The following is a 24,084-nucleotide window of genomic DNA, read 5'->3' as shown; positions in this document are numbered from 1 at the left end:
TCAAATGTATATATTAGGTTCTTTAATAAGTTACTCACCAACTCATTACCTACGATATTAAAGCCTAAAAAAAAAACTTCAAATATCTAAAAAACAGTATTTTATGAATAAAACCAGTACACTATCCAACCAACAAAACGATACGCTTTTTGTTTTAATAAAGTCTTTATCTAAATCTGAAAAACGTCAGTTTAATCTTTATGTTGGTCGTTTAGATGGTAATAATGATGCTAAGTTTTTTTCACTTTTTAAATTTTTAGATAAACAAAAAAAATATGATGAAAAAATAATTATAAAAAGTGGTATTGTTAGTAAGCAACAACTTTCTAATTTAAAAGCTCATTTATATAAGCAAATATTAATTAGCTTACGAATGAATCCTGCTCACAAGAATATAAGAATCCAAATAAGAGAATTGTTAGATTTTGCAACCATTTTATATCAAAAAGGGCTTTACAAACAAAGTTTAAAATTACTTGACAAAGCAAAAAATACAGCTATTGATAATGAAGAAAAAAATATTGCTTATGAAATTGTAGAATTAGAAAAAGTTATTGAAAGTCAATATATAACTAGAAGCATTAGTACCAGAGCTGATGAATTAACTATTCAAGCCAAAGAATTAAGTCAACAAAATGTAATTGCAAGTAAACTTTCTAATTTATCACTACAATTATATGGCACTTTATTAAAAACTGGTTATGTAAGAAATGATGTTGAACTTAAAAAAGTAAATTCTTATTTTGAGTCTAAATTACCAAGTTATGAATATGACAGTTTAGGATTTAGAGAAAAATTATGGCTATATAAAGCTAATTTATGGCATAGTTTTTTAACACAAGACTTTCTTCAAAGTTATAAACACGCTAATAAATGGGTAAATTTATTTAAAAATGATATTAAAAATATTGCTATTCACCCAGTTTTTTATCTAAAAGGAAAAAATTACTTATTAGAGAGTTTATTTTTTATAAAACACTTCTCAAAATTTAAAAAAGAATTAACTTTTTTTGAAAAAGAAATTGAAAATAATTTAATTCCTATAAATAGTAATACCGAAATTTTAATTTTTCAATATTATTACGCAAATAAATTACACTTACATTTTTTAGAAGGTAGTTTTGCTGAAGGCGAGTATTTAGTAGAAGCTATAAATAATAAAATTGATACTTATAGAGATAGGTTAGACAATCATCACATTGTAGTTATGTATTACAAAATAGCCAGTTTATACTTTGGTATGGGTAATAATAAGCAATGTATTTACTATTTAAATAAAATTATTAAATCTAAAAAAATTCATGTTGCTGAAGACCTACAATGCTTTGCTCGAATTTTAAGCCTAATTGCACATTACGAATGTGGATTAGATTATGATTTTGAATTACAATTTAAAGACACCTATCGCTTTTTATTAAAAATGGAAAACCTTCAAGAAGTTCAAAAAGAATTCATTTCATCAATAAAAGCGTTAGGTGACGTTTTTCCTCATCAAATAAAAAAGGAATTTAAAAAAATTTATGATCGTTTAAAAATTTACGAAAATCATCCTTACGAAAAAAGAGCTTTCTTATATTTAGATATTCTCTCATGGCTAGAATCTAAAATAGAAAACAAACCCGTTGCACAAATTATAAAAAATAAACTTATTCAAAATAAACGATAATTATTAAAATAATGCCTTAGCAATAGCTTTAACATTATCACTTTTACCCATAGAATAATAATGTAACAATGGTACGCCTGCATTTAACAATTCTTTAGATTGCTCAATACACCATTCAATACCAACCTGTCTTACATCTTTATTATTATTACAATCATCTATTGATTTTATAAAAGCTTCCGGTAAATCTATTTTAAAAACCTGTGGCAATAATTGTAAATGACGTTTTACAGCAACAGGTTTTATACCAGGAATAATCGGAATATTAATGCCTATTTCTCTAGCTGCTTTTACAAATTCGAAATATTTTTGATTATCAAAAAACATTTGCGTTACCACATAATCAGCCCCTGCATCAACTTTTTCTTTTAAACGTTTTAAATCGGTTTGTAAAGAAGGAGATTCTAAATGTTTTTCAGGATAACCTGCTACTCCAATACAAAAATCGGTTTTATGATTTGCCTCAATAACATCATGTAAATACTTTCCTTTATTTAAATTTTGAATTTGATCTACCAATTGTTTTGCATATTGATGCCCACCTTTAGTTGCTTCAAAATATTTTTGATGACTCATAGTATCACCACGCAAAGCCATTACATTTTCAATTCCTAAATAATGACAATCTACCAATAAATACTCCGTTTCTTCTTTGGTAAAACCTCCACATAAAACATGAGGAACCGTGTCTACATCATATTTATGCTTTATCGCTGCACAAATACCAACCGTTCCTGGTCGCATTCTTGTAATTTTTCGATCTAGTAAACCATTTCCTTTATCAATATACAAATGTTCTTCTCTTGAAGTTGTAACATCTATAAAAGGTGGTTTAAATTCCATTAACGGATCTATATTATTATATAAATCTTGAATATTATTTCCCTTTTTTGGCGGAATAATTTCAAACGAAAACAATGTTTTTCCGTTTGCTTTTTTAATATGTTCTGTTACTTTCATTTGCTAATGAATTTAATTTAGTATTTTACAATACCATGTCCTTAAATAATTTATTAGGGCGTTACCACGAGGGTCGCGCTTTTCGCTATATCTTTTTAAAGAACCACTAAAAAGGTGGTTCTTTAAAAAGGATGCCACTTCAATCACTAACGCAACCTACATATCGGCAATCGAAGGATGTAACCATTTTCTAGCCTTGTCTAACGTTATTCCTTTTCTATCAGCAAAATCACGAACTTGATCATCAGTAATTTTACCTAATCCAAAGTATTTAGCTTCTTCATTAGCAAAATAATAACCTGACACGGCTGCTGCTGGCCACATCGCTAAACTTTCGGTTAACGTTACACCTATTTTTTCTTCAACCTTTAAAACATCCCAAATTGTCTCTTTCTCTAAATGATCAGGGCATGCAGGATACCCTGGTGCAGGTCTAATTCCTTTATAACTTTCTTTTATTAATTCATTATTAGATAATGTTTCATCAGCAGCATATCCCCAATGTTTAGTTCGTACTCTATGATGTAAATACTCTGCAAAAGCTTCAGCAAAACGGTCGGCAATGGCTTGTACCATAATTGCATTATAATCATCTTCTTTATCTTTATACTGTTTTGCTAATTCATCAGCTCCAAAAATAGCTGTACAAAAAGCCCCCATATAATCTTTTTTATTAGACTCTTTAGGTGCTATAAAGTCAGCTAAAGCTAAACTTTGTTTTCCTTCACGTTTTTTTAATTGCTGTCGCAAAGTTCTAAAAACGGCTATTTCTTCTCCTTTTTTCTGAATAGAAATATCATCATCATTAATTGAATTTGCTTCAAACAACCCAAATATTCCTTTTGGTTTTAATAATTGTTTGGTTATAATTTTATTTAAAATTACTTTTGAATCGGCTAATAGTTGTGTTGCTTGCTCTCCAACAACCTCATCTGTTAAAATATCTGGATATCTACCATGTAAATCCCAACTTCTAAAAAACGGACTCCAATCAATAAAAGGTAATAAATCTTTTAAACTAACTTGTTCTATTGTTTGAATACCTAATTCATTTGGTTTTATAATTGATGATGTTTCCCAGTCAATTTTAAACTTACGCTCACGAGCCTCTTCAATAGTAATATACGCCTTAGCTTTTCCTCGTTTTAAAAATTTCTCACGAAACTCATCATAATCTTTCTTTAACTTTGCCACATAAGCGTTGCTTGTTTCTTTATTTAATAAATCACTAACAACAGTTACTGCTCTTGACGCATCATTTACATGTACAACCGCATTTTTATACTGTGGATCTATTTTTACAGCTGTATGTGCTTTTGAAGTTGTTGCACCTCCTATTAATAAAGGAACTGTAAAGTTTTGACGTTCCATTTCTTTTGCTAAATACACCATTTCATCTAAAGAAGGTGTTATTAAGCCTGATAAACCAATAATATCAACATTTTCTTTTTTAGCTGCTTCAATTATTTTTTCTGGAGCTACCATAACTCCTAAATCAACAATTTCGTAGTTATTACAACCCAAAACAACACTCACAATATTTTTACCAATATCATGTACATCACCTTTTACAGTTGCCATTAATATTTTACCTAAAGCTTGTTGTTTTTCTCCTTTTTCTGCCTCTATAAAAGGGTTTAAATAAGCAACTGCTTTTTTCATTACACGAGCAGATTTTACCACTTGTGGTAAAAACATTTTTCCTGCACCAAATAAATCTCCAACTACGTTCATTCCAATCATTAAATGACCTTCAATAACTTCAATTGGTTTTGCTGCTTCTTGCCTAGCTTGCTCAACATCTTCAATAATAAAAGCATCAATTCCTTTTACTAATGAATGTGTTATTCTTTCTTGTAAAGGCAGACCTCTCCACTCTAATACTTTTGCTTCATCTTGCTTTATAACACCTTTTACAGTTTCGGCAAAATCTAATAAACGCTCAGTCGCATCTTCTCTTCTGTCTAAAATAACATCTTCAATATGTTCTAATAAATCTTTAGGAATATCATCATAAATTTCTAACATTGCAGGGTTTACAATTCCAATATTCATACCTGCCTGAATAGCATAATATAAAAAAACAGAGTGCATTGCTTCTCGTACAGTATTATTTCCTCTAAAAGAAAACGACACATTACTTACACCACCACTTACACTTACGTTTGGTAAATTTTGACGAACCCAACGAGTTGCTTCTATAAAATCGATAGCATTTCTTCTATGTTCATCCATTCCTGTAGCAACAGGAAAAATATTTAAATCGAAAATAATATCTTCGGATGCAAAACCTACTTTATCGACTAATACACGGTATGATCTTTCAGCTATTTCAATTCTTCTTTGATAAGTATCAGCCTGACCAACTTCGTCAAATGCCATAACAATTACTGCTGCTCCATATCTTTTAATTTGAGTTGCCTCCCAAATAAATTTTTCTTCTCCTTCTTTTAAAGAAATAGAGTTTACAACACTTTTACCTTGTACAACTTGTAATCCTGCCTCAATTATTTCCCATTTCGAGCTATCAATCATTAACGGAACTCTACAAATATCAGGTTCGGCAGCAACTAGGTTTAGAAAACGAACCATAGCTTCTTTACCGTCAATCAAACCATCATCCATATTAATGTCAATAATTTGTGCTCCACCTTCAACCTGATGCCTAGCTACCGCCAATGCTTCATCAAATTTCTCTTCTTTAATTAATCGTAAAAACTTACGAGACCCTGCAACATTCGTACGTTCACCTACATTAATAAAATTGCTATTCTCATTTAAAACCAATGGTTCTAAACCAGATAAACGCATGTATTTGTTTTGTTTTATTTGCATTTTCTTGGTTGGTATTTATTTGCTAATTCGGCAATTGCAGTAATATGTTCTGGAGTAGTACCACAACATCCACCAATAATATTAATCAAGTTTTTTTCTAAATACTCTTCTATTTGATCTGCCATTTCTTCAGCAGTTTCATCATACTCTCCAAAAGCGTTAGGTAAACCAGCGTTTGGATGTGCAGAAATTGCAAAATCTGTTTTTGAAGCAATAGCCTCTAAGTGAGGTTGTAATAAATTAGCACCTAAAGCACAATTAAATCCTACAGATAATAAAGGAATATGTGATACAGAAATTAAAAAAGCTTCAGCTGTTTGACCTGATAAAGTTCTACCACTGGCGTCAGTAATAGTACCACTTAACATTATTGGCACATCAATGTTACGCTCATCCTTTACTTGTTCAATAGCAAATAATGCTGCTTTAGCATTTAAGGTGTCAAAAACTGTTTCTACTAATAAAATATCTACTCCTCCATCTAATAATGCTTCTACCTGTTGCTTATAGGCTATTCGCAATTCATCAAAAGTAACTGCTCTGTAACCTGGGTCATTTACATCGGGAGACATACTTGCTGTTCTATTAGTAGGCCCTATAGCTCCTGCTACAAACCTAGGTTTATGAGGCTCTTTTGCTGTAAATTCATCTGCTACTTCTTTTGCTATTTTTGCCGATTGATAATTTAATTCGTATACCAAATTTTCCATTTGGTAATCAGCCATAGCAATAGTAGTACCTGAAAAAGTATTTGTTTCTATAATATCTGCTCCTGCTGTAAAATATTTAGCATGTATTTCTTTAATAGCGTTAGGTTGTGTAATAGACAACAAATCGTTATTACCTTGTAAGGGAGTTGGATACTCTTTAAAACGTTCTCCTCGAAAATCTTCTTCAGTAAATCTATAAGCCTGAAGCATGGTTCCCATTGCTCCATCGAGTACGAGAATTCGTTTTTGTATTTCTTTATAAATGTTTGACATTCCTGATATTTTAGAGTAGAAGTTATCAGGAAAAGAGGAAAGTTCTTTCCGTTATCTCTCTTGCACTACTATATGTAAAATAGTAATGAAGTAGAATTTAGCACCTTCTTTGTTTACACAAAGGGTTGCTAAGGTTTCAACGGGTCTAATCCCTCCACCTTTCTTGATAACATTCGTATTAAATTAATGAACTAAAGTGCAAATAAACAATTTTTTTTTTAATAATTATATAAGTTAGATGATAAATATCTATCACCAATATCACAAATAATAGCTACAATAATACCTTCTTCTATTTTTTCTGCAACTTGAAGGGCAACGTGTACTGCACCACCACTACTCATACCTCCAAAAACACCTTCTTGACTTGCTAATTTACGAGTCATATTACGTGCTTGATTTTCACTTACTTCAATAACTTCATCAACTTTAGATCTATCAAAAATTTTAGGTAAATACTCTTTTGACCATTTTCTAATTCCTGGTATACTAGATCCATCTGTTGGCTGAGCTCCAATAATTTTAATATTAGGGTTTTGCTCTTTTAAATACGTAGAAACACCCATTATAGTTCCTGTAGTACCCATTGCTGAAACGAAATGACTTACTTCACCTTCTGTGTCTTTCCAAATTTCAGGTCCTGTTGTTTTATAATGTGCTTTCCAATTATCATTATTTTCAAATTGATTTAACATAAAATACCCTTTTTTATAGCGTAATTTCTGTGCTAAATCTCTAGAACCTTCTATACCTTCTTCTTTTGGAGTTAACAATACTTCTGCCCCATAAGCTTTCATTGTTTTAACACGTTCTTCTGTTGCGTTTTCGGGCATTACTAAGGTCATGTGTAAACCTAATACTTTTGATATAAAAGCTAATGCAATACCTGTGTTTCCACTAGTTGCCTCTACCAAATGATCTCCTTTTTTAATATTTCTTCGGTTTAAAGCCTCCAAAATCATATTATAAGCAGCCCTATCTTTAACGCTACCTCCAGGATTATTTCCTTCTAATTTTAAAAAAAGACGTACACCTTTTTTGTCAAGAATATTGCTTACCTCTATTAAAGGGGTATTTCCAACAAAGTCTGTTATTTTTTTTGCCTTCATAATTTAAGCTTTGTCTAATGAAACAATTTTATTTTTCGATTGATATATAACTAATGATTTTGGTGGAACTGATTCTGTTACACATACATTAGCTCCTATTATACTATTTTTACCTATAATAACATCACCTCCTAAAATAGTAGCATTTGCATAAATAATAACATTATTTTCTATTGTAGGATGTCTTTTCGTTTCCGCTAAACTCTTTTTTACTTGTATACCACCTAAAGTAACTCCTTGATATATTTTTACATTATTTTTAATCAATGTTGTTTCGCCTATTACAATACCCGTAGCATGATCTATAAAAAATGAATCTCCTATAGTTGCTCCTGGATGAATATCTGTACCAGTTAATCCATGCGCATACTCGCTCATCATTCTAGGTAATGTAGGTACATTCAACTTATATAATTCATGACTAAGACGATATACTGCTATTGCATGAAAACCTGGGTATGCTAAATAAACTTCTTCTAGACTTTTAGCTGCCGGATCAGTTTGCTCAAAAGCAATTGCGTCTAAATCTAGTTTTTTTCTTATATCAGGTAATTTACTTTGAAATAGCAACCAATTATTAGTAGCATCAGCTATTTTTAATCGTTTTGCTATTTCAAAGAAATTTTGTTCTATACTTTGTTTATTATTATTTTTAAACTCTTGGTCAAACAACGCGTAAAATATCTTTTTTGTAAAAACCTCAACAGTGTCTTTTAAACAAATATTATAGTTTTTTAAGGCTGTTTCCTCTATTATTTTACTCATTTTACATCTCTGGTGCTAATTCTACTTCTAACCCGTCTAATTCTGTTGTTATTTGAATTTGACAACCTAAACGGCTATTATCTTCTACATAAAATGCCTCTGCTAACATAGCATCTTCATCATCTGTAATTTCAGGCAATACGTGTGCCGATTTAATATAACATTGACAAGATGCACACATTGCCATACCTCCACAAACTCCAATAGTACCTTCTTCTGCTAATTCATAAGAACGAACTATTTCCATTAAGTTCATGGCCATGTCGGTTGGTGCTATAACTTCGTGTTTTACACCTTTTCGGTCTGTTATATTTATGGTAATGTCTGACATTATATTTTTAGAGTAAAATTATGATTTTATTTTGAGATTCAATGAAATTAATTTATAGCTTTTACAACAGCTTTAGGCGCTTCTTTTTTAGTACCATCAAACCCTTGAATTCCACCAACTGTAGTATACTTCATTACATACTTTTTGTTTGGATGAATTAACTGATAAGCACTTTGACACATTAATGTAGCCTCATGAAAACCACATAAAATTAATTTTAATTTACCAGGATACGTATTTACATCTCCAATTGCATAAATACCTGGTATGTTAGTTTGATAATCTAAAGAGTTATTAACTTTTATCGCATTTTTTTCTATCTCTAACCCCCAATTTGCAATAGGTCCTAATTTTGGTGATAACCCAAAAAGAGGTATAAAATGATCAGCATCAACAATAAAAGGCTCTTCTCCCTTTCTTTCAACTGCTAGCCCTGCAACTTTATCTTTACCTAAAATTCCTTTTATTTCTGCAGGTGTAATTAAATTTATTTTTCCAAGATCTTTTAACTCTTGTACTTTATCTACAGAATCTAAAGCACCACGGAATTCATTTCGCCTATGGACTAAAGTAACTTCTGATGCAATATCAGATAAGAAGATAGACCAATCTAAAGCAGAGTCTCCTCCTCCGGCAATTACCACTTTTTTATTTCTATACAACTCTGGGTCGCGTATAATATACTCAACACCTTTATCTTCAAAATCAGCTATATTTTGCAAAGGTGGCTTACGTGGTTCAAAACTACCTAAACCTCCTGCTATTGCTACAACTGGCGCCTGGTGTTTTGTTCCTTTATTTGTAGTTACAATAAACGATCCGTCTTCTTGTTTCTCTATAGTTTCTGCACGCTCTCCTAAGGTAAAACCTGGCTCAAATTGTTTAATTTGTTCCATTAATTTATGAGTTAAGTCACCTGCTAAAATTTCAGGATATGCTGGAATATCATAAATTGGTTTTTTAGGATAAATCTCCGAACATTGCCCCCCTGGTTGTGGTAATGCATCAATTAAATGACAACGTAATTTTAACAATCCTGCTTCAAAAACAGTGAACAACCCTGTTGGTCCTGCTCCAATAATTAATATGTCTGTTTGTATCATTTTACTTTATTTTTTCTACTAAACTTTTAGTAAATTCATTTAATGTTTCAACTTTGTATTCAAAATCTCCTTTTATTGTTTTTCTATACTCATTTAGGTTTTTCACTAAATCATCAATATTATCAGGAATTACTTCTTCAAAAAACTGACGTAATCTTTTAGCTGTTGTAGGAGATTTTCCATTGGTAGAAATTGCTATTTTCACGTTTCCTTTTGTTACAATTCCACCCATATAAAAATCACAATATGGTGGATTATCTGCTACATTTACCAAAATAGTTCTTTCCTTACAATCTTTATAAACCTGTAGATTAACTTCTACAACATCAGTTGTTGCAATTACAATATTTTTTTTAGATAAATATGTTTCGTTATAATTATCTGTTATCATTTTAACAGCAAATTTATTAGCTATTTTTTTTGTTTCCTCTCTAAAAAAAGGAGAAACCATTACTACTTTTGAAGTAGGACTTGATTTTAATAAAAAAGATAACTTTTCAAGTGCTACAAAACCTCCTCCAACAATTAGTATTTCTAACTCTTTAGTTTTTAAAAAGATTGGATATAAATTATTCCTATCATCACTCATTCTTTTTGTTTTAAAATACTTAACCTTTTATTTTTTCAATTATTCTTGTAAATTTTTTATTAGTAGGGTAAATTCTATTTTTAGTCATGTTATTGGTAACAAGTGCTACTAAAAGTAAAATAAGCGTTCCACTTAAAACAGGTGATAATACATACAAGTAACCTAATGCTTTTATTTTTTCAGTTCCTATTATTGCAATCAATGCTGTAGCTCCTCCTGGTGGATGTAATGTTTTTGTATACTGCATTAATATTATTGAAACTGACACTGCTAATGGTGCTGTAACCCAAATAATATTAGGCATAAAACTGTGTATACTAACCCCAACTATTGCAGACAATACATGACCTCCTATAAAATTTCTTGGCTGAGCTAACGGACTTTGAACTGCTCCATAAATTAAAACACAAGATGCACCAAATGAACCTATTAAAAAAATATTTTCTAGCTCTGAAAAGTAAAAAGATTGTATCAGTGCAATCGAACCTATACCTATAAAAGCACCAATAAAAGACCATAAACTCTCTATATAATCAAAAGATGTTTCTTTATAAAGAACATATTTTGTTACCCTTATAGTTCTTTTTACTTTTTTTTGCATCCTTAATAATTTTACCTTTCAAAACTAATTAAAAAACTTTTACAGCTGTATTATTTTGTATATTATTTAATATTTCTCTATGTTTTACAACCTCTCCTAATACAATAATTGCAGGATTAGCTAATTCATTTTCAAATACAACTTGCTCAATGGTATCTACGGTACCTATTCCAATTTTTTCATTTTTAGTTGTACCATTTTGAATAATAGCTACTGGTAAATTGTTTTTATTTTCTTTTTGAAATATTTTTACAATTTCTGATAACTTACCCATTCCCATTAAAATAACAATTGTTGCGCTCGATTTTGCAGCTAACGCAACATCATTTGAAATTAAATGTTGTTTTGTTGTACCTGTTATTACCCAAAAACTTTCTGAATATCCACGTTTTGTTAACGGTATATTTTGTGATGCTGGAACGGCTAATGATGATGAAATTCCTGGAACAATAGCTACTTCTACACCAAATTGAGATGCATATTCCATTTCTTCAGATCCACGTCCAAAAATAAAAGGATCACCTCCTTTTAAACGCACCACATGACCATGTGATTTAGCTCGAGCTACAATTAATTCATTAATTTGCTCTTGCTGATACCTGTAACAACCTCTTCGTTTTCCTACGAAAATAACTTCTGCCTTAGGGTTTATGTATGATAACAATTCGTCATTAACCAAAGCATCATATAAAACAACATCTGCTTGTTTTAAAACTTTAACTGCTTTTAAAGTTATTAAATCAACATCACCAGGCCCTGCACCAACTACGGTTAATTTCGGTAAATTTCTCATTGTCAATTACTTATTTAATTTTCTAATGCTAATTTTCTGTAAGAATCTACTGCTTTGTAAAAGGCTTTTGTATTTGCTAAATATTCGCTAGCAAATGCTTCAGTAGGTTCGTTTTCTTTTAATTGATAAACAAATTCAGTAAAAGAAGTTGATACAACAGGTAACGTAATTTTGTTTGTATCAATAAATACTTTATCAAAATTAGTTACAATTCCTGCTTGTGTATTTGTTTTTTCTCCTTCAGCTGTTAATAAAGCTTTTGCTGTATTAATAATTGCTGAATATGAGTGATAAATACTATCTGACCATTGTTTTTCATTCAAAGCTGCACCTGCATTTTCAATTTTCTCTTCACTTTCAAATAAAAGTGTAGCGATTAAATCGATAACAACACCAGCACATTCACCTACTCCAATAGCTTTTACATAATTTTTATCATGTCCCCAATCAATAAAATCATCTTGAGTTAAGTTTGTTGTATCTGATAAATGCTTTAATGAATCATAGAAATAAGTTTTACCTTTTCTATCATAATAAGCTAAGAAATCTTCATCCTCATCTTTATTATTTTCAAAATCATTTAATAAAATACGTAAAGATTCTGGACCTCTTTTACTAGGTATCTTTACTAATTTATCAGAAAAACGACCTTTCCCATCACCAATAACACCACCACCAATTAAAACTTGTAAAGCAGGTGCTAATAAATTACCTACTTTTACAGACATTCCTTGAAAACCAATGTGAGCCATATTATGTTGACCACAAGCATTCATACATCCACTAATTTTAATAGCAAGCTCTTTGTTGTTTACATAATCAGGATATTCCGATTTTAAAACACGCTCTAATTCTGCAGCAATACCTGTACTACTAGAAATACCTAAGTTACAAGTATCTGTTCCAGGACAAGCTGTAATATCATTTAAGCTATTGTAACCTGCTTCTGTAAATCCTAACTTATTTAATTCTGTATAAAAGAAAGGTAATGATTCTTCACGGATATGACGAATTAATATGTTTTGACGTAAAGTAAAACGTAATTCATTTGCTCCGTATTTTTTAATTAAATCAGCTAATAAACGCGCTTTATCAGTATAAAAATCACCTAAATGAACTTTAATTCCAATAGCAAATAAACCTTCTTGCTTTTGTTTGATGACGTTTGACTGTTTCCATTTATTATAGCTTTCTTCATCATCGATAGTTACTGAAGGAATTTCAGCAGTTTCAAATGTGATTTCTTGCTCAAAAGCAGTAGTATCTACTGTATAAGTGCTATATGAAAATGATTTTTGTTCTTCTTTAACTAATTGTAAAAAAGCTTCAACACCTAAATCTTTTATTAAAAATTTTAAACGTGCTTTTGCTCTTTTAGCACGCTCACCATGTCTATCAAATACACGTAAAACACCTTCAATAGTAGGTATTAATAAATCAGCTTGTAAGAATTCATAAATTACATCAGCATGACGAGGCTGTGAACCTAATCCACCACCTAATAATACTTTGAATCCTTTAACATCTTTACCATCAATATTTTTTATTTTGGCAATAAATCCTAAATCATGCATAAAACTCAAAGCGGTATCATCATCCGTAGCTGAAAATGACATTTTGAATTTTCTACCCATTTCTTGACAAATAGGGTTTCTTAAGAAAAACTTAAAAGTAGCATCTGCATACGGAGATACATCAAAAGGTTCATCTACATCAATACCTGCTGTTTCTGATGCTGTTACATTACGTACAGCATTACCACAAGCTTCACGTAAAGTGATATCATCTTTTTCTAACTGTGCCCATAATTCTGGGGTTCTATCTAAACTCACATAGTGAATTTGAATATCTTGACGTGTTGTAATATGCAAACGACCACGAGAATACTCGTCTGAAACATCTGCTATTCTATGTAATTGTTCGCTACTAACTTTACCGTAAGGTAATTTAATACGAATCATTTGAACACCTAATTGACGTTGTCCGTAAACTCCTCTAGCTAATCGTAAACTACGAAAACGCTCTTCATCAATTTGTCCTTCTTTAAAAAGCTGGATTTTACGTTCTAATTCTAGAATATCTTTTTCTACAATTGGGTTCTCTATTTCTGATCTAAAACTTTGCATAATTTTATTACTTATCAGCTTGGTATAAGCATTATTATTTAATTGTGTAAAAACTTTTGTTTATCTAAAAGTTCTTCTTTTGTTTCAACGACTGCATCATCTGGTACACAACAATCAACAGGACAAACAGCAGCACATTGTGGTTCTTCATGAAAACCTACACACTCTGTACATTTGTCTGGTGCTATAAAGTAAAACTCATCAGATACAGGCTCTTGTTCAGCATCTGCATCAACCGATTCACCGTTAGATAACTTTATATTTCCTTTTAATGAGGTTCCTTCGTTATATTTCCATTCAACAGCACCTTCATAAATTGCTGTATTTGGGCATTCAGGTTCACAGGCTCCACAATTGATGCACTCATCGGTTATTATAATTGCCATAACTACTTATTCTTTTTAAATTATTGAATAAAACCTACTCCGGCTGTGTTATTCGTTTTTGGATCTATTAATATAAAAGAACCGTTTGCTTTATTTTTACTGTAACTGTCGAAAAATAACGGTTTACTTACTTTTAAAGAAACCTCACCTATTTCGTTTAATATTAATTCTGATGGATTTTCTTCTTTACCTGAAAAATCAGTTTTAATTATAGATGTTAAGGTATTAATTTTAGCTTTTACTTCATTAACACCATGTTTTATAATATATTTTGATGATGCTTGTAAAGGTGTTTTATCCATCCAACAAATTGTAGCATTCAATTCTTTTGCTATAGTTGGTTCTTCATTTTCTTTAACTAACATATCACCTCTACTTATATTAATATTATCTTCTAAGGTAATTGTAATAGAGCTTCCTCTTTTTACTTTTGAGTATTCTTTATCAAAAAACTGAATAGTTTTCACTTTTGATTTCGTTGCTGATGGTAATACTGTAATAGTATCTCCAACTGCTAAATCTCCTCCATAAATTTTCCCTGCATATCCTCTAAAATCGTGATATTCTTCAGTTTTAGGTCTAATAACTGTTTGAATAGGAAAACGTGTTTGAGACTCTTCTGCAACATCATCAAAATCTAAACTTTCTAAATGATTTAATAATGTTTCACCTTTATACCAAGACATTTGGTTTGATGGATCTACAACATTATCTCCTTTTAAGGCAGATATAGGAATAAATGTTAATTTTTGATTTTTATAAGCACTTTTACTTGCTAAATATTCTATTTCTTTTTTGATTTCGTTAAATTTTTCTTCTGAAAAATCTACTAAATCCATTTTATTAACAGCAATTACAACATCTTTAACTCTTAATAAAGTGTTGATAAAAAAGTGACGATACGTTTGCTCAACTACACCATTTCTAGCATCAATTAAAACAATTGATGCTTGTGAATTTGATGCTCCTGTAACCATGTTTCTAGTATACTCAATATGCCCTGGTGTGTCAGCAATAATGAAACTAGTTTTTGGTGTAGAAAAATAAATGTGTGCAACATCTATTGTAATTCCTTGTTCACGTTCAGCTACTAAACCATCTGTTGCTAATGAAAAATCTAAATAATCAAAACCTCTTTGCTTACTTTTATTTTTAATTGCTTCAAGCTTATCATCTGTTAATGATTTGGTATCATATAAAATACGACCAATTAAGGTGCTTTTACCGTCATCTACACTTCCTGCTGTTGCTATTTTTAATACGTTCATTTTATTATGCTATTGGCTTTTAGTAATACTACAAGCCTAGTTTGTATTCTTTTTAATTATATACTAATAAAATTATCAGTAAATTAAGTGGCTCTTTTATATTAAAAATAACCTTGTTGTTTACGTTTTTCCATGGCTGCTTCAGATCGTTTATCATCAATTCTAGCACCTCTTTCAGAAATGGTAGAAACTCTAATTTCAGATACTACTTTATCAATACTAACAGCGTCAGATAACACCGCTGCAGTACAAGACATATCTCCTACAGTACGAAAACGCACCATGCGCTCTTCAACAAGCTCATCTTCTTCACGGTAAACAACATCATCCTCAGCAGACCAAATCATACCATCACGAACAAATGTTTTTCTTTTATGAGCAAAGTAAATTGAAGGAATTTCAATAGATTCTTTTTGTATATAACTCCAAACATCTAATTCTGTCCAATTTGAAATAGGAAAAACACGTACGTTTTGCCCTAAATCAATTCTTCCATTTAAAATATCAAATAACTCAGGACGCTGATTTTTTTCATCCCATTGTCCAAAATCATCTCTTACAGAAAAAATACGTTCTTTAGCTCTTGCTTTTTCTTCATCTCTACGAGCACCACCGATACAAGCATCAAATCCGAATTCTTCAATTGCATCTAATAACGTTTCAGTTTGCAACATGTTTCTACTTGCGTATTTACCTGTTTCTTCTTTAACTTTTCCGTTATCAATATTATCTTGAACATTTCTTACAATTAATTCAACCCCTAATTCTTTAGCTAAACGATCTCTAAATTCAATTGTTTCAGGAAAGTTATGTCCTGTATCAATATGCATTAAAGGAAAAGGTATTTTAGCTGGATAAAATGCTTTTTGAGCAAGCCTAACTAATGTTATACTATCTTTTCCTCCAGAGAATAATAATACTGGTTTTTCAAACTGCGCAACAACTTCTCTAAATATATATATAGCTTCACTTTCTAATGCTCCTACTTTTATTGTATCTGTATTCATAATAATATTATTAGATATGTAAACCACATTCTCTGTTACTTTCTACTTTTGTTGGATCAAAATACTTAAATTCATTAGGTATTTTGTTTTCCGCTAAATAACCGTCTAAATCTTCATCAGACCAGTTATAAAATGGACTGACTTTTAAAGTTCCATCATTACTTTTAGATACAATATCAATACTATCTCTAAAAGCAGTTTGTCCTTTTCTTAAATTTGTAAACCAAACATCTGGTTTATGGATTTTCATAGCTCTTTTAAACGGCTCTAACTTTACTTGTTCGGTAAAGACAGCGTGTTTAGGATCTTCAATACTTGGCAAACCTAAAGTAACATTTCTATGAGCTACTGTTTGTTTAGGTACATATAACTGAATATTTAAGCCTAAACTATCAATTAAACTTTCAGCATGCTTATATGTTTGAGGTGTATTATAACCAGTATCACACCATATAACCTCTATATCCTTTTTTACAGAAGAAACAGCTTGTAGAATAGCGCCTTCATAAGGTCTAAAATTAGTTGTTACAACTGCTTTTTGGGCAATAGAAAGTGCCCATTCAATAATTTTTTTAGGACTTAATTTTGCTAAGTCTTTATTTACTTTTTCTAAATTTAATTCTACACTCATTATTTTCCCCATTTTATTTTATTCCAAACTCTTTCATGAAAAAAGTATAAAACCATTTTTGTTACCAACTCTATGCTTCCTATAGAAAATGCAAGTGATAATTCACCTGTTATCAACCAAGAAATTATAACAGTATCTATAGTACCTATTATTCTCCAACTTATAGATTTAACAACACTTCTTATTGGATTTTCAGAAGTATTATCAACTTTTTCTGGTTTCTTATTTTTTATTAATTGCTCTATAATCATTTCAAAATACTATTTCCCTATCGGGTAACTAGGTTTTAATATTCGACAAATGTATCACTTCATTTTGAATCAAAAAAGAAAAAAGAGGAAATTCACAAAAGAATAATATTTGTACTATATTAAACTAAATCAGCAAGGGTATTGTTTTTTAATACTTGAAGTGTATTATCTCTAACCTGTATCATAAGTTTATGCACTGAACAAGCATCTTCATCAGGGCAATCACTACATTTTTCATAATAATTTAAACTAACACAAGGTAACATAGCTATTGGACCTTCTAAAGTTCTAATAACATCTGTCATATTAATTTCTGATGCTTCTTTTAACATATAATAACCACCTCCCTTACCTTTTTTAGCACCCAAAAATCCTGCTTTCCGTAAAGTTAGTAGTATACTTTCTAAAAATTTATGCGATATGTTTTCACTTAAAGAAATAGTAGCTATTTGTACTTTTGATCCTTTTTCTTGCCTAGCAATAAATGTTAAGGCTTTTATACCGTATTTTGTTTTTTTAGAAAGCATACCACAAAAATACACTTTTTATTTAGTTCTTAATTTTCTAAAGCTTGTTTTAAATCATTAACAATATCTGATACATTTTCTAAACCTACAGAACACCGTACAAGGCCATCAGTAATACCAACCTCTAACCTATCTTGAATACTTAGTTTACTGTGAGTAGTAGATGCTGGATGCGTAACTATTGTTCTTGTGTCACCTAAATTAGCTGACAAGGAACACATTTTTATAGTATTTAAAAAATTACGTCCGGCTTCAATACCTCCATTTATTTCAAAAGCAACAATATTTCCTCCTAATCGCATTTGTTTTTTTGCTACTTGATATTTTGGATGTGATTTTAAAAATGGATACTTAACCAAGTTCACTTTTGGATGTGTTTCTAAAAACTCAGCAACTTTAAATGCATTTTCACAATGTTTCTCTACACGAATACTTAATGTTTCTAAACTTTTAGATAATACCCAGGCATTAAAAGGAGACATTGCAGGACCTGTATTTCTTGAAAATAAATAAATTTCGCGAATTAAATCTGCCCTACCAACAGTTATCCCTCCTAAAACTCTTCCTTGGCCATCAATTAATTTTGTTGCCGAATGTATTACTAAATCTGCTCCAAAATCAATAGGGGTTTGTAAATATGGTGTAGCAAAACAATTATCTATCACTAGTAATAGATTATGTTTTTTTGCTATTTTAGCCAGTAATTCTAAATCAATAATATCTACTGCCGGATTAGTTGGAGTTTCAGCATATAATATTTTTGTATTTGGCTGAATTAACCCTTCAATTTTTTCAACTTCTGTTATCTTAAAATAACTAGTTTCAATATTCCATTTTGGAAAATATTTGGTAAATAAACTATGTGTTGATCCGAATACAGATCTACAAGATACAATATGATCTCCAGCACTTAATAAAGCTCCAAAAGTAGAAAATACAGCTGCCATACCTGTAGCAAAAGCATATCCTGCTTCTGCTTTTTCCATCGCTACAATTTTATTAACAAATTCAGTTGTATTTGGATTAGAAAAACGACTGTATAAATTTTTCTCTTTTTCCTCTGCAAAAGAAGCACGCATATCTTCAGCATCATCAAACACAAAACTAGAAGTTAAATATAACGGTGTAGAATGTTCAGAAAATTGTGTACGTTCTATTTGTGTTCTTATCGCTTGGGTTTCAAAATTTTTACTCATATTTATTTTATAAATCTAGATTATACAATAACCTAGTACATTTTTAAATAATACTTAATGTCTAATTATTGTTTTTTGCTAATCTTAAAATATCACCAAAAACTCCTCTTGCAGTTACACTTGCTCCTGCACCAGCTCCCTGAATAACAATTGGTTGTTCACCATAAGATTCTGTATATATTTCGAAAATAGCATCTGACCCTTTTAAACTACCTAACGGTGAACTTATTGGCACCGAAACTAATTTTACCTCTAAATTTCCTTTTGTTTTAGATAAATCTCCTGATAAATCACCAATATATCGCAATACATGCGTTGGTTCTTGAGCTTCTTTTTTATCTTGAAAAGTTTTATTTAAGGCTTTTAAATTTAATAAAAATTCTTCAGATGGAGTTTCTCTAAATTCTTTTGGTATTAAATTTTCAATAATAATGTCATCAAATTCATTTTCTAAATCTAATTCTCTTGCTAAAATCAATAATTTTCTAGCAACATCATTTCCACATAAATCTTCTCTAGGATCTGGCTCGGTAAATCCTTGATCAATAGCTTCTTGAAGTGTTTCAGAAAAAGCTACATCATCCGCAGAAAAAGTGTTAAATAAATAACTTAATGACCCTGAAAAAACACCTCTAATTCGAGTAATATTTTCCCCTGAATCATGTAATAATTTAATCGTATCAATTAAAGGTAAACCTGCTCCTACATTTGTTTCGTATAAGTATGATTTATTATTCACCTCTAAAGTATTTCGTAACTCTTTATAAAAACTATGCGCTACTGTATTTGCTATTTTATTTGAAGATACTAAATCGAAACCTGCTTCGATTAAAGGAATATAATTTTCAATAAAATCTCCACTAGCGGTATTATCTACAGCTATTAAATTTCCTAAATGATGTTGTTTTGCAAAATCGATAATAGTATTTATAGACGATACATCTGTACTATTTTCTAAATCTTCTGCCCAATTTTCATCAATTCCTTTCTGATTTAATAAAACCTTTTTAGAACCTGCTATTGCAAAAATATTTAACTGTATTTTCTTTCTTTCTAATACTGATTTTGTATTCTCTATAATCTGATTAATTAATGTACCACCAACTAAACCTTTACCAAAAATAGCTAAATTTATTTTTTTAGCAACTCCAAAAACTTGTCCGTGAATTACATTTAATGCTTTATTTAGTTGTTCTTTTTTTACAACTAAACTTACATTTTTACCAGAAATAGTATTATTAAATAATAAAGGAACTATCTGATTTTTAATTAAAGCATTATATGGTAAATGAAATTCACTTAAATCTTGACCAACAATTGATATAACAGAAACATCATCAACAATCGATATTTGATTTACATCTTTTGTGTAAAAATCTCCTTCAAATTCTTGCTCTAAAGCCTTAACAGCCTCTTGAGCTTTATTTTTACTAATAACTAAACCAATACCTCTTTCAGATGATCCTTGCGAAATAATACTTACACTAATACCATTATTACTTAAAGCTCTAAAAATACGTGCATCTACACCTACTTTACCCAATAAACCTCTACCCTCAAAGTTTAGTAAGGCTACGTTATCTAAAACAGATAATGATTTTATACCTTTTGAACTTGATTTAGATGTAATTAAAGTTCCTTTGTCTTCAGGCTTAAAAGTATTTAAAATACGTAAGTTAATATTTTTTTCTAATAAAGGTATAATTGTTTTTGCATGTAAAATATTAGCTCCAAAATTTGCTAATTCGTTAGCTTCAGAAAAAGATAATTCTTCTATTTTTTTAGCGTCAGCAACTAAATCAGGATTTGCCGTAAAAATACCATCAACATGTGTATAATTTTGCAATTCACCTGCATCTAAAAAATTTGCTAATAACGAAGCCGTATAATTACTACCATTTCTACCTAAAGTAGTTGTTTCACCTTTTGAATTAGAAGCTATAAAACCTGTTACAATATTTATAACATCTTGATTATTTTTAAAATAAGCAACAACATTATCTTTTGATTTATTTATAATTGGTTGAGCATTTCCAAAATTATCATCTGTTTTTATTAACGTTCTCGCATCTGTAGCAATTGCTTTTATGCCTTTTTGCTTTAATAGTTCGGTTATTGTTTTTATTGATAAAAGCTCTCCTTGTGCTAAAACTTCATCTTTTATTTTCTCACTAAAATCGCCTAATAAACTAACTCCTTCAAAAAGTTTTTCTAAACGAGTAAATTCTGATGAAAAATCAACTAATGGTGTTAATTTTGATTGCTCATATTTAAAAGCTTCAAATTGCTCTTGATATGCTATATTTTTTGCCGCTTTATTTAAAATACCCTCTAGCTCATTGGTAGCATTGCCTCTTGCTGAAACTACAATAGCTATATTTTCTTGATTATTTACTTTTTCTTCAATAATAGAAATTACATTGCTAATTCCGTTATTTGCTAACGATTTTCCACCAAACTTTAATATTTTCATTTTTCTTTTTTTTGAATTTGGATTAAAAACAGGAGTAAGTATTTTTTCTAATTGTTCATATTCAATCAAAAAAGCATCATGACCATGTACTGAGTTTATCTCGTTATAAGTTACATTTGAATTTACTAATGCTAGTTCTTTTTGGGTTTCTCTATTTTCTTCAGCTGTGAAAAACAAATCCGAATCAACACCAATAATATGAATATCAGCTTCTATTTTTTCTAAAATTTCTAAATTATTACCACCTTTAGTAACATCAATTGTTTTTAATAATTGATTCATTAATTTATAAGAAGCTAACTGATAACGTTCTTGTAATTTTTTACTGTGATGTAATAACCAACTTTCTACATTAAATATTTTTTGTTCTTCATTTTTAGAACGATGAAAACGTTCTTTAAATGATTTTGGTGTTCTATAACACAACATTGCATGCATACGAGCATCATGTACAGGATTACTTGAATTAATTAAAAACTGTTCTTGTATTTGACAGTTAGCTATTAACCAATCGGTAGATTTCCAATCGGTAGCTATTGGTATTAATTTTTGTGTTATTTTAAGATTTATAACTGCCATTTCCCAAGCAATTCCTCCTCCTAAAGAACCACCTATTAAGGCAAATAATTCTTTTATATTAAGTTTTTCTAATCCTTTTAAAAATATATTTGCTATATCTCTAGCTATAAAATCTTTATAATTATCTATTAAAAAACTATCATACCCATTTCCAGGAATATTGAAACATAAAACAGAATACATAGCTGTATCAATAGCTTTATTTTTTCCTATTAAATCTTTCCACCAACCATCTTTTGGATCAGCAACATTACTATTACCTGTTAATGCATGATTAATTAATATTACAGGAGCAGTCCCTAACTCTTTACCAAAAACCTCATAACTTAAAGGAATTTTATCAAAGAAAAGACCACGCTCGGTGGTAAAGTTTACAATATCTATATGAGGTAAATTATTTGTCAAGATGATGTATTTTAAATATAAAAACGAATGATTTATAGGAACGTAATTTCACTTAAAAAAAGAGAAAGTTCAATACACTCGTTTTATAAAATTGTTATTTTATATTTTAGAAAAAGATGCTTTCAAATCTGCTTTCAAATCTTCTAGATCTTCTAATCCTACAGATAAACGAATTAAGTCATTAGTAACTCCTGCACTTTCTTGCGCTTCTTCGCTTAACTGTTGATGTGTTGTACTTGCTGGATGAATAATTAAAGATTTTGTATCTCCAATATTTGCTAATAATGAGAAAAGCTTTGTATTATCAGCAATTTTTTTAGCTGCTTCATAACCGCCTTTTACACCAAATGTTACAATACCACTTTGTCCTTTTGGTAGGTATTCATCGGCTAAAGTTTTATATTTACTACTTTCTAATCCTGGATAATTAACCCAAGTTACTTCACTTTGTGCTTCTAGCCAATTTGCTAAATCCAAAGCATTTTCACTGTGTTTTTTTATTCTGATGTTTAAGGTTTCTAATCCTTGAATAATATTAAACGCATTGGTAGGGCTTAATGCGCCTCCAAAATCACGTAATCCTTCTAAAATCAATTTAAAAGTATAAGAAGCAGCACCTAAAACATCATTATAAACTAAACCATGATATCCTGCTGATGGCTCAGTAAATTCAGGAAATTTACCATTAGCCCAATTAAAAGTTCCTGCATCAATAATTGCTCCACCTAAAGAATTTCCATGTCCACCTATATATTTGGTTAAGGAATGTATTACAATATTTGCACCATGTTCTATCGGATTTAATAAAGCTGGTGTAGCAACTGTATTATCTACAATAAAAGGAACCTCTGCTTTTTTTGCATGTGTTGAAATTGCGTTTAAATCTAATACATCCAATTTAGGATTTCCTAATGATTCTACAAAAAAGGCTCTTGTATTTTCTTGTACTGCTTCTGCAAAATTATCTGGATTAGAAGCATCAACAAAAGTAGTTGTAATACCTAACCTTGGTAAAGTTACATTTAATAAATTGTATGTTCCGCCATATAAACTACTTGAAGCAACAATATGATCTCCTGCTTTTAGTAACGTAAGTAACCCTGTAGAAATAGCTGCAGTACCTGAAGCAAAAACAACAGCTCCTATTCCACCTTCTAAACTAGCTAAACGTTCTTGTAAAATTTGATTAGTAGGGTTATTTAAACGTGTGTAAATAAAACCTAATTCTTTTAATGAAAATAGGTTTGCTGCATGATCAGAATCATTAAAAACATACGATGTTGTTTGATAAATAGGAACAGCTCTTGTACCTGCTGTTTGTTTAACATTGTGTCCTGCGTGCAACGCGTTGGTTGCGAAATTTTGTATACTCATTTTTCTTGTTTTTTTGAGATAATAAAAAATTAAAACAAAAGTCAAATACATCAATAATTTTGATGTGCTTAGCTTAATAGAAAAATGTTATAAAGAATTATAACAATTACAGATGAGTAATTGTTT

Annotated in this window: 21 protein-coding genes and 1 riboswitch; of the genes, 1 reads left to right on the top strand and 20 read right to left on the bottom strand. The window is 30.1% G+C overall.

What is annotated here, in order from left to right; genetic code table 11:
* Window positions 1–103: 103 nt before the first annotated feature.
* On the top strand, window positions 104–1,666 hold the full coding sequence (locus ACN5J4_RS11425; protein ID WP_418650111.1) for a hypothetical protein: 1,563 nt from the start codon (window positions 104–106) through the stop codon (window positions 1,664–1,666).
* Window positions 1,667–1,669: 3 nt separating this feature from the next.
* Here ACN5J4_RS11425 and metF read toward each other — a convergent pair whose 3' ends face one another.
* From metF to ACN5J4_RS11325, 20 genes are all read right to left on the bottom strand, one after another.
* A complete protein-coding gene (metF, locus tag ACN5J4_RS11420) occupies window positions 1,670–2,626 on the bottom strand; it encodes a methylenetetrahydrofolate reductase [NAD(P)H] (protein WP_418650110.1) in 957 nt (318 codons plus the stop codon).
* 156 nt (window positions 2,627–2,782) lie between these two features.
* On the bottom strand, window positions 2,783–5,461 hold the full coding sequence (metH, locus tag ACN5J4_RS11415; protein ID WP_418650109.1) for a methionine synthase: 2,679 nt from the start codon (window positions 5,459–5,461) through the stop codon (window positions 2,783–2,785).
* Complete coding sequence (locus ACN5J4_RS11410) at window positions 5,452–6,444, bottom strand: homocysteine S-methyltransferase family protein (protein WP_418650108.1); 993 nt, start codon at window positions 6,442–6,444, stop codon at window positions 5,452–5,454. The genes metH and ACN5J4_RS11410 overlap by 10 nt, the downstream gene beginning before the upstream one ends.
* A gap of 48 nt (window positions 6,445–6,492) precedes the next feature.
* A riboswitch (SAM riboswitch) is annotated at window positions 6,493–6,617 on the bottom strand.
* 45 nt (window positions 6,618–6,662) lie between these two features.
* The gene (cysM, locus tag ACN5J4_RS11405) at window positions 6,663–7,553 is read right to left on the bottom strand and encodes a cysteine synthase CysM (protein WP_418650107.1); all 891 of its coding nucleotides are present in this window, start codon (window positions 7,551–7,553) and stop codon (window positions 6,663–6,665) included.
* A gap of 3 nt (window positions 7,554–7,556) precedes the next feature.
* Window positions 7,557–8,318 carry a serine O-acetyltransferase EpsC gene (gene epsC / locus ACN5J4_RS11400; protein ID WP_418650106.1) on the bottom strand — a complete coding sequence of 254 codons (762 nt, stop codon included), beginning with the start codon at window positions 8,316–8,318 and terminating at the stop codon, window positions 7,557–7,559.
* A 1-nt stretch (window position 8,319) separates the two neighbouring features.
* Window positions 8,320–8,649: a 2Fe-2S iron-sulfur cluster-binding protein gene (locus ACN5J4_RS11395; RefSeq protein WP_418650105.1), complete on the bottom strand. Its 330-nt coding sequence runs from the start codon at window positions 8,647–8,649 to the stop codon at window positions 8,320–8,322.
* Between the two features lie 47 nt (window positions 8,650–8,696).
* The gene (locus ACN5J4_RS11390) at window positions 8,697–9,752 is read right to left on the bottom strand and encodes an NAD(P)/FAD-dependent oxidoreductase (protein ID WP_418650104.1); all 1,056 of its coding nucleotides are present in this window, start codon (window positions 9,750–9,752) and stop codon (window positions 8,697–8,699) included.
* 1 nt (window position 9,753) lies between these two features.
* Window positions 9,754–10,341, bottom strand: coding sequence for a precorrin-2 dehydrogenase/sirohydrochlorin ferrochelatase family protein (locus tag ACN5J4_RS11385; protein ID WP_418650103.1), 588 nt, complete (start codon window positions 10,339–10,341; stop codon window positions 9,754–9,756).
* 19 nt (window positions 10,342–10,360) lie between these two features.
* The gene (locus tag ACN5J4_RS11380; RefSeq protein WP_418650102.1) at window positions 10,361–10,942 is read right to left on the bottom strand and encodes an HPP family protein; all 582 of its coding nucleotides are present in this window, start codon (window positions 10,940–10,942) and stop codon (window positions 10,361–10,363) included.
* A 28-nt stretch (window positions 10,943–10,970) separates the two neighbouring features.
* On the bottom strand, window positions 10,971–11,735 hold the full coding sequence (gene cobA / locus ACN5J4_RS11375; RefSeq protein WP_418650101.1) for a uroporphyrinogen-III C-methyltransferase: 765 nt from the start codon (window positions 11,733–11,735) through the stop codon (window positions 10,971–10,973).
* A gap of 14 nt (window positions 11,736–11,749) precedes the next feature.
* A complete protein-coding gene (locus ACN5J4_RS11370) occupies window positions 11,750–13,861 on the bottom strand; it encodes a nitrite reductase (RefSeq protein ID WP_418650100.1) in 2,112 nt (703 codons plus the stop codon).
* 38 nt (window positions 13,862–13,899) lie between these two features.
* Window positions 13,900–14,247 (bottom strand): 4Fe-4S dicluster domain-containing protein, encoded by a 348-nt coding sequence (locus ACN5J4_RS11365; RefSeq protein WP_418650099.1) that lies wholly within the window; start codon window positions 14,245–14,247, stop codon window positions 13,900–13,902.
* A gap of 20 nt (window positions 14,248–14,267) precedes the next feature.
* The gene (locus ACN5J4_RS11360) at window positions 14,268–15,515 is read right to left on the bottom strand and encodes a sulfate adenylyltransferase subunit 1 (RefSeq protein WP_418650098.1); all 1,248 of its coding nucleotides are present in this window, start codon (window positions 15,513–15,515) and stop codon (window positions 14,268–14,270) included.
* A gap of 101 nt (window positions 15,516–15,616) precedes the next feature.
* On the bottom strand, window positions 15,617–16,522 hold the full coding sequence (gene cysD / locus ACN5J4_RS11355) for a sulfate adenylyltransferase subunit CysD (RefSeq protein ID WP_418650097.1): 906 nt from the start codon (window positions 16,520–16,522) through the stop codon (window positions 15,617–15,619).
* A gap of 10 nt (window positions 16,523–16,532) precedes the next feature.
* Window positions 16,533–17,153, bottom strand: a complete 621-nt coding sequence (locus ACN5J4_RS11350) for a phosphoadenosine phosphosulfate reductase family protein (protein ID WP_418650096.1) — start codon at window positions 17,151–17,153, stop codon at window positions 16,533–16,535.
* On the bottom strand, window positions 17,153–17,404 hold the full coding sequence (locus tag ACN5J4_RS11345; RefSeq protein WP_418650095.1) for a DUF2061 domain-containing protein: 252 nt from the start codon (window positions 17,402–17,404) through the stop codon (window positions 17,153–17,155). Before ACN5J4_RS11345 ends, ACN5J4_RS11350 begins: the two co-directional genes overlap by 1 nt.
* Window positions 17,405–17,523: 119 nt before the next feature.
* Window positions 17,524–17,931: an RrF2 family transcriptional regulator gene (locus ACN5J4_RS11340; RefSeq protein ID WP_418650094.1), complete on the bottom strand. Its 408-nt coding sequence runs from the start codon at window positions 17,929–17,931 to the stop codon at window positions 17,524–17,526.
* Window positions 17,932–17,960: 29 nt separating this feature from the next.
* The gene (locus tag ACN5J4_RS11335; protein WP_418650093.1) at window positions 17,961–19,127 is read right to left on the bottom strand and encodes a trans-sulfuration enzyme family protein; all 1,167 of its coding nucleotides are present in this window, start codon (window positions 19,125–19,127) and stop codon (window positions 17,961–17,963) included.
* A 61-nt stretch (window positions 19,128–19,188) separates the two neighbouring features.
* Window positions 19,189–22,584: a bifunctional aspartate kinase/homoserine dehydrogenase I gene (gene thrA / locus ACN5J4_RS11330; RefSeq protein ID WP_418650092.1), complete on the bottom strand. Its 3,396-nt coding sequence runs from the start codon at window positions 22,582–22,584 to the stop codon at window positions 19,189–19,191.
* 99 nt (window positions 22,585–22,683) lie between these two features.
* Window positions 22,684–23,958, bottom strand: coding sequence for an O-acetylhomoserine aminocarboxypropyltransferase/cysteine synthase family protein (locus ACN5J4_RS11325; RefSeq protein ID WP_418650091.1), 1,275 nt, complete (start codon window positions 23,956–23,958; stop codon window positions 22,684–22,686).
* Window positions 23,959–24,084: the final 126 nt, after the last annotated feature.

The sequence above is a fragment of the Tenacibaculum aestuariivivum genome (genome assembly GCF_964507685.1).
GTDB lineage: Bacteria > Bacteroidota > Bacteroidia > Flavobacteriales > Flavobacteriaceae > Polaribacter > Polaribacter aestuariivivum.
Note: the sequence above shows the minus strand (reverse complement) of the source record. Positions and strands in the feature narration are given on the sequence as shown.

Bases quoted from the DNA above. Each gene is read 5' to 3' on its own strand.
- ACN5J4_RS11425 (WP_418650111.1), top strand. From the start codon at position 104: ATGAATAAAACCAGTACACTATCCAACCAACAAAACGATACGCTTTTT.
- metF (WP_418650110.1), bottom strand. From the start codon at position 2,626: ATGAAAGTAACAGAACATATTAAAAAAGCAAACGGAAAAACATTGTTT.
- metH (WP_418650109.1), bottom strand. From the start codon at position 5,461: ATGCAAATAAAACAAAACAAATACATGCGTTTATCTGGTTTAGAACCA.
- ACN5J4_RS11410 (WP_418650108.1), bottom strand. From the start codon at position 6,444: ATGTCAAACATTTATAAAGAAATACAAAAACGAATTCTCGTACTCGAT.
- cysM (WP_418650107.1), bottom strand. From the start codon at position 7,553: ATGAAGGCAAAAAAAATAACAGACTTTGTTGGAAATACCCCTTTAATA.
- epsC (WP_418650106.1), bottom strand. From the start codon at position 8,318: ATGAGTAAAATAATAGAGGAAACAGCCTTAAAAAACTATAATATTTGT.
- ACN5J4_RS11395 (WP_418650105.1), bottom strand. From the start codon at position 8,649: ATGTCAGACATTACCATAAATATAACAGACCGAAAAGGTGTAAAACAC.
- ACN5J4_RS11390 (WP_418650104.1), bottom strand. From the start codon at position 9,752: ATGATACAAACAGACATATTAATTATTGGAGCAGGACCAACAGGGTTG.
- ACN5J4_RS11385 (WP_418650103.1), bottom strand. From the start codon at position 10,341: ATGAGTGATGATAGGAATAATTTATATCCAATCTTTTTAAAAACTAAA.
- ACN5J4_RS11380 (WP_418650102.1), bottom strand. From the start codon at position 10,942: ATGCAAAAAAAAGTAAAAAGAACTATAAGGGTAACAAAATATGTTCTT.
- cobA (WP_418650101.1), bottom strand. From the start codon at position 11,735: ATGAGAAATTTACCGAAATTAACCGTAGTTGGTGCAGGGCCTGGTGAT.
- ACN5J4_RS11370 (WP_418650100.1), bottom strand. From the start codon at position 13,861: ATGCAAAGTTTTAGATCAGAAATAGAGAACCCAATTGTAGAAAAAGAT.
- ACN5J4_RS11365 (WP_418650099.1), bottom strand. From the start codon at position 14,247: ATGGCAATTATAATAACCGATGAGTGCATCAATTGTGGAGCCTGTGAA.
- ACN5J4_RS11360 (WP_418650098.1), bottom strand. From the start codon at position 15,515: ATGAACGTATTAAAAATAGCAACAGCAGGAAGTGTAGATGACGGTAAA.
- cysD (WP_418650097.1), bottom strand. From the start codon at position 16,522: ATGAATACAGATACAATAAAAGTAGGAGCATTAGAAAGTGAAGCTATA.
- ACN5J4_RS11350 (WP_418650096.1), bottom strand. From the start codon at position 17,153: ATGAGTGTAGAATTAAATTTAGAAAAAGTAAATAAAGACTTAGCAAAA.
- ACN5J4_RS11345 (WP_418650095.1), bottom strand. From the start codon at position 17,404: ATGATTATAGAGCAATTAATAAAAAATAAGAAACCAGAAAAAGTTGAT.
- ACN5J4_RS11340 (WP_418650094.1), bottom strand. From the start codon at position 17,931: ATGCTTTCTAAAAAAACAAAATACGGTATAAAAGCCTTAACATTTATT.
- ACN5J4_RS11335 (WP_418650093.1), bottom strand. From the start codon at position 19,127: ATGAGTAAAAATTTTGAAACCCAAGCGATAAGAACACAAATAGAACGT.
- ACN5J4_RS11325 (WP_418650091.1), bottom strand. From the start codon at position 23,958: ATGAGTATACAAAATTTCGCAACCAACGCGTTGCACGCAGGACACAAT.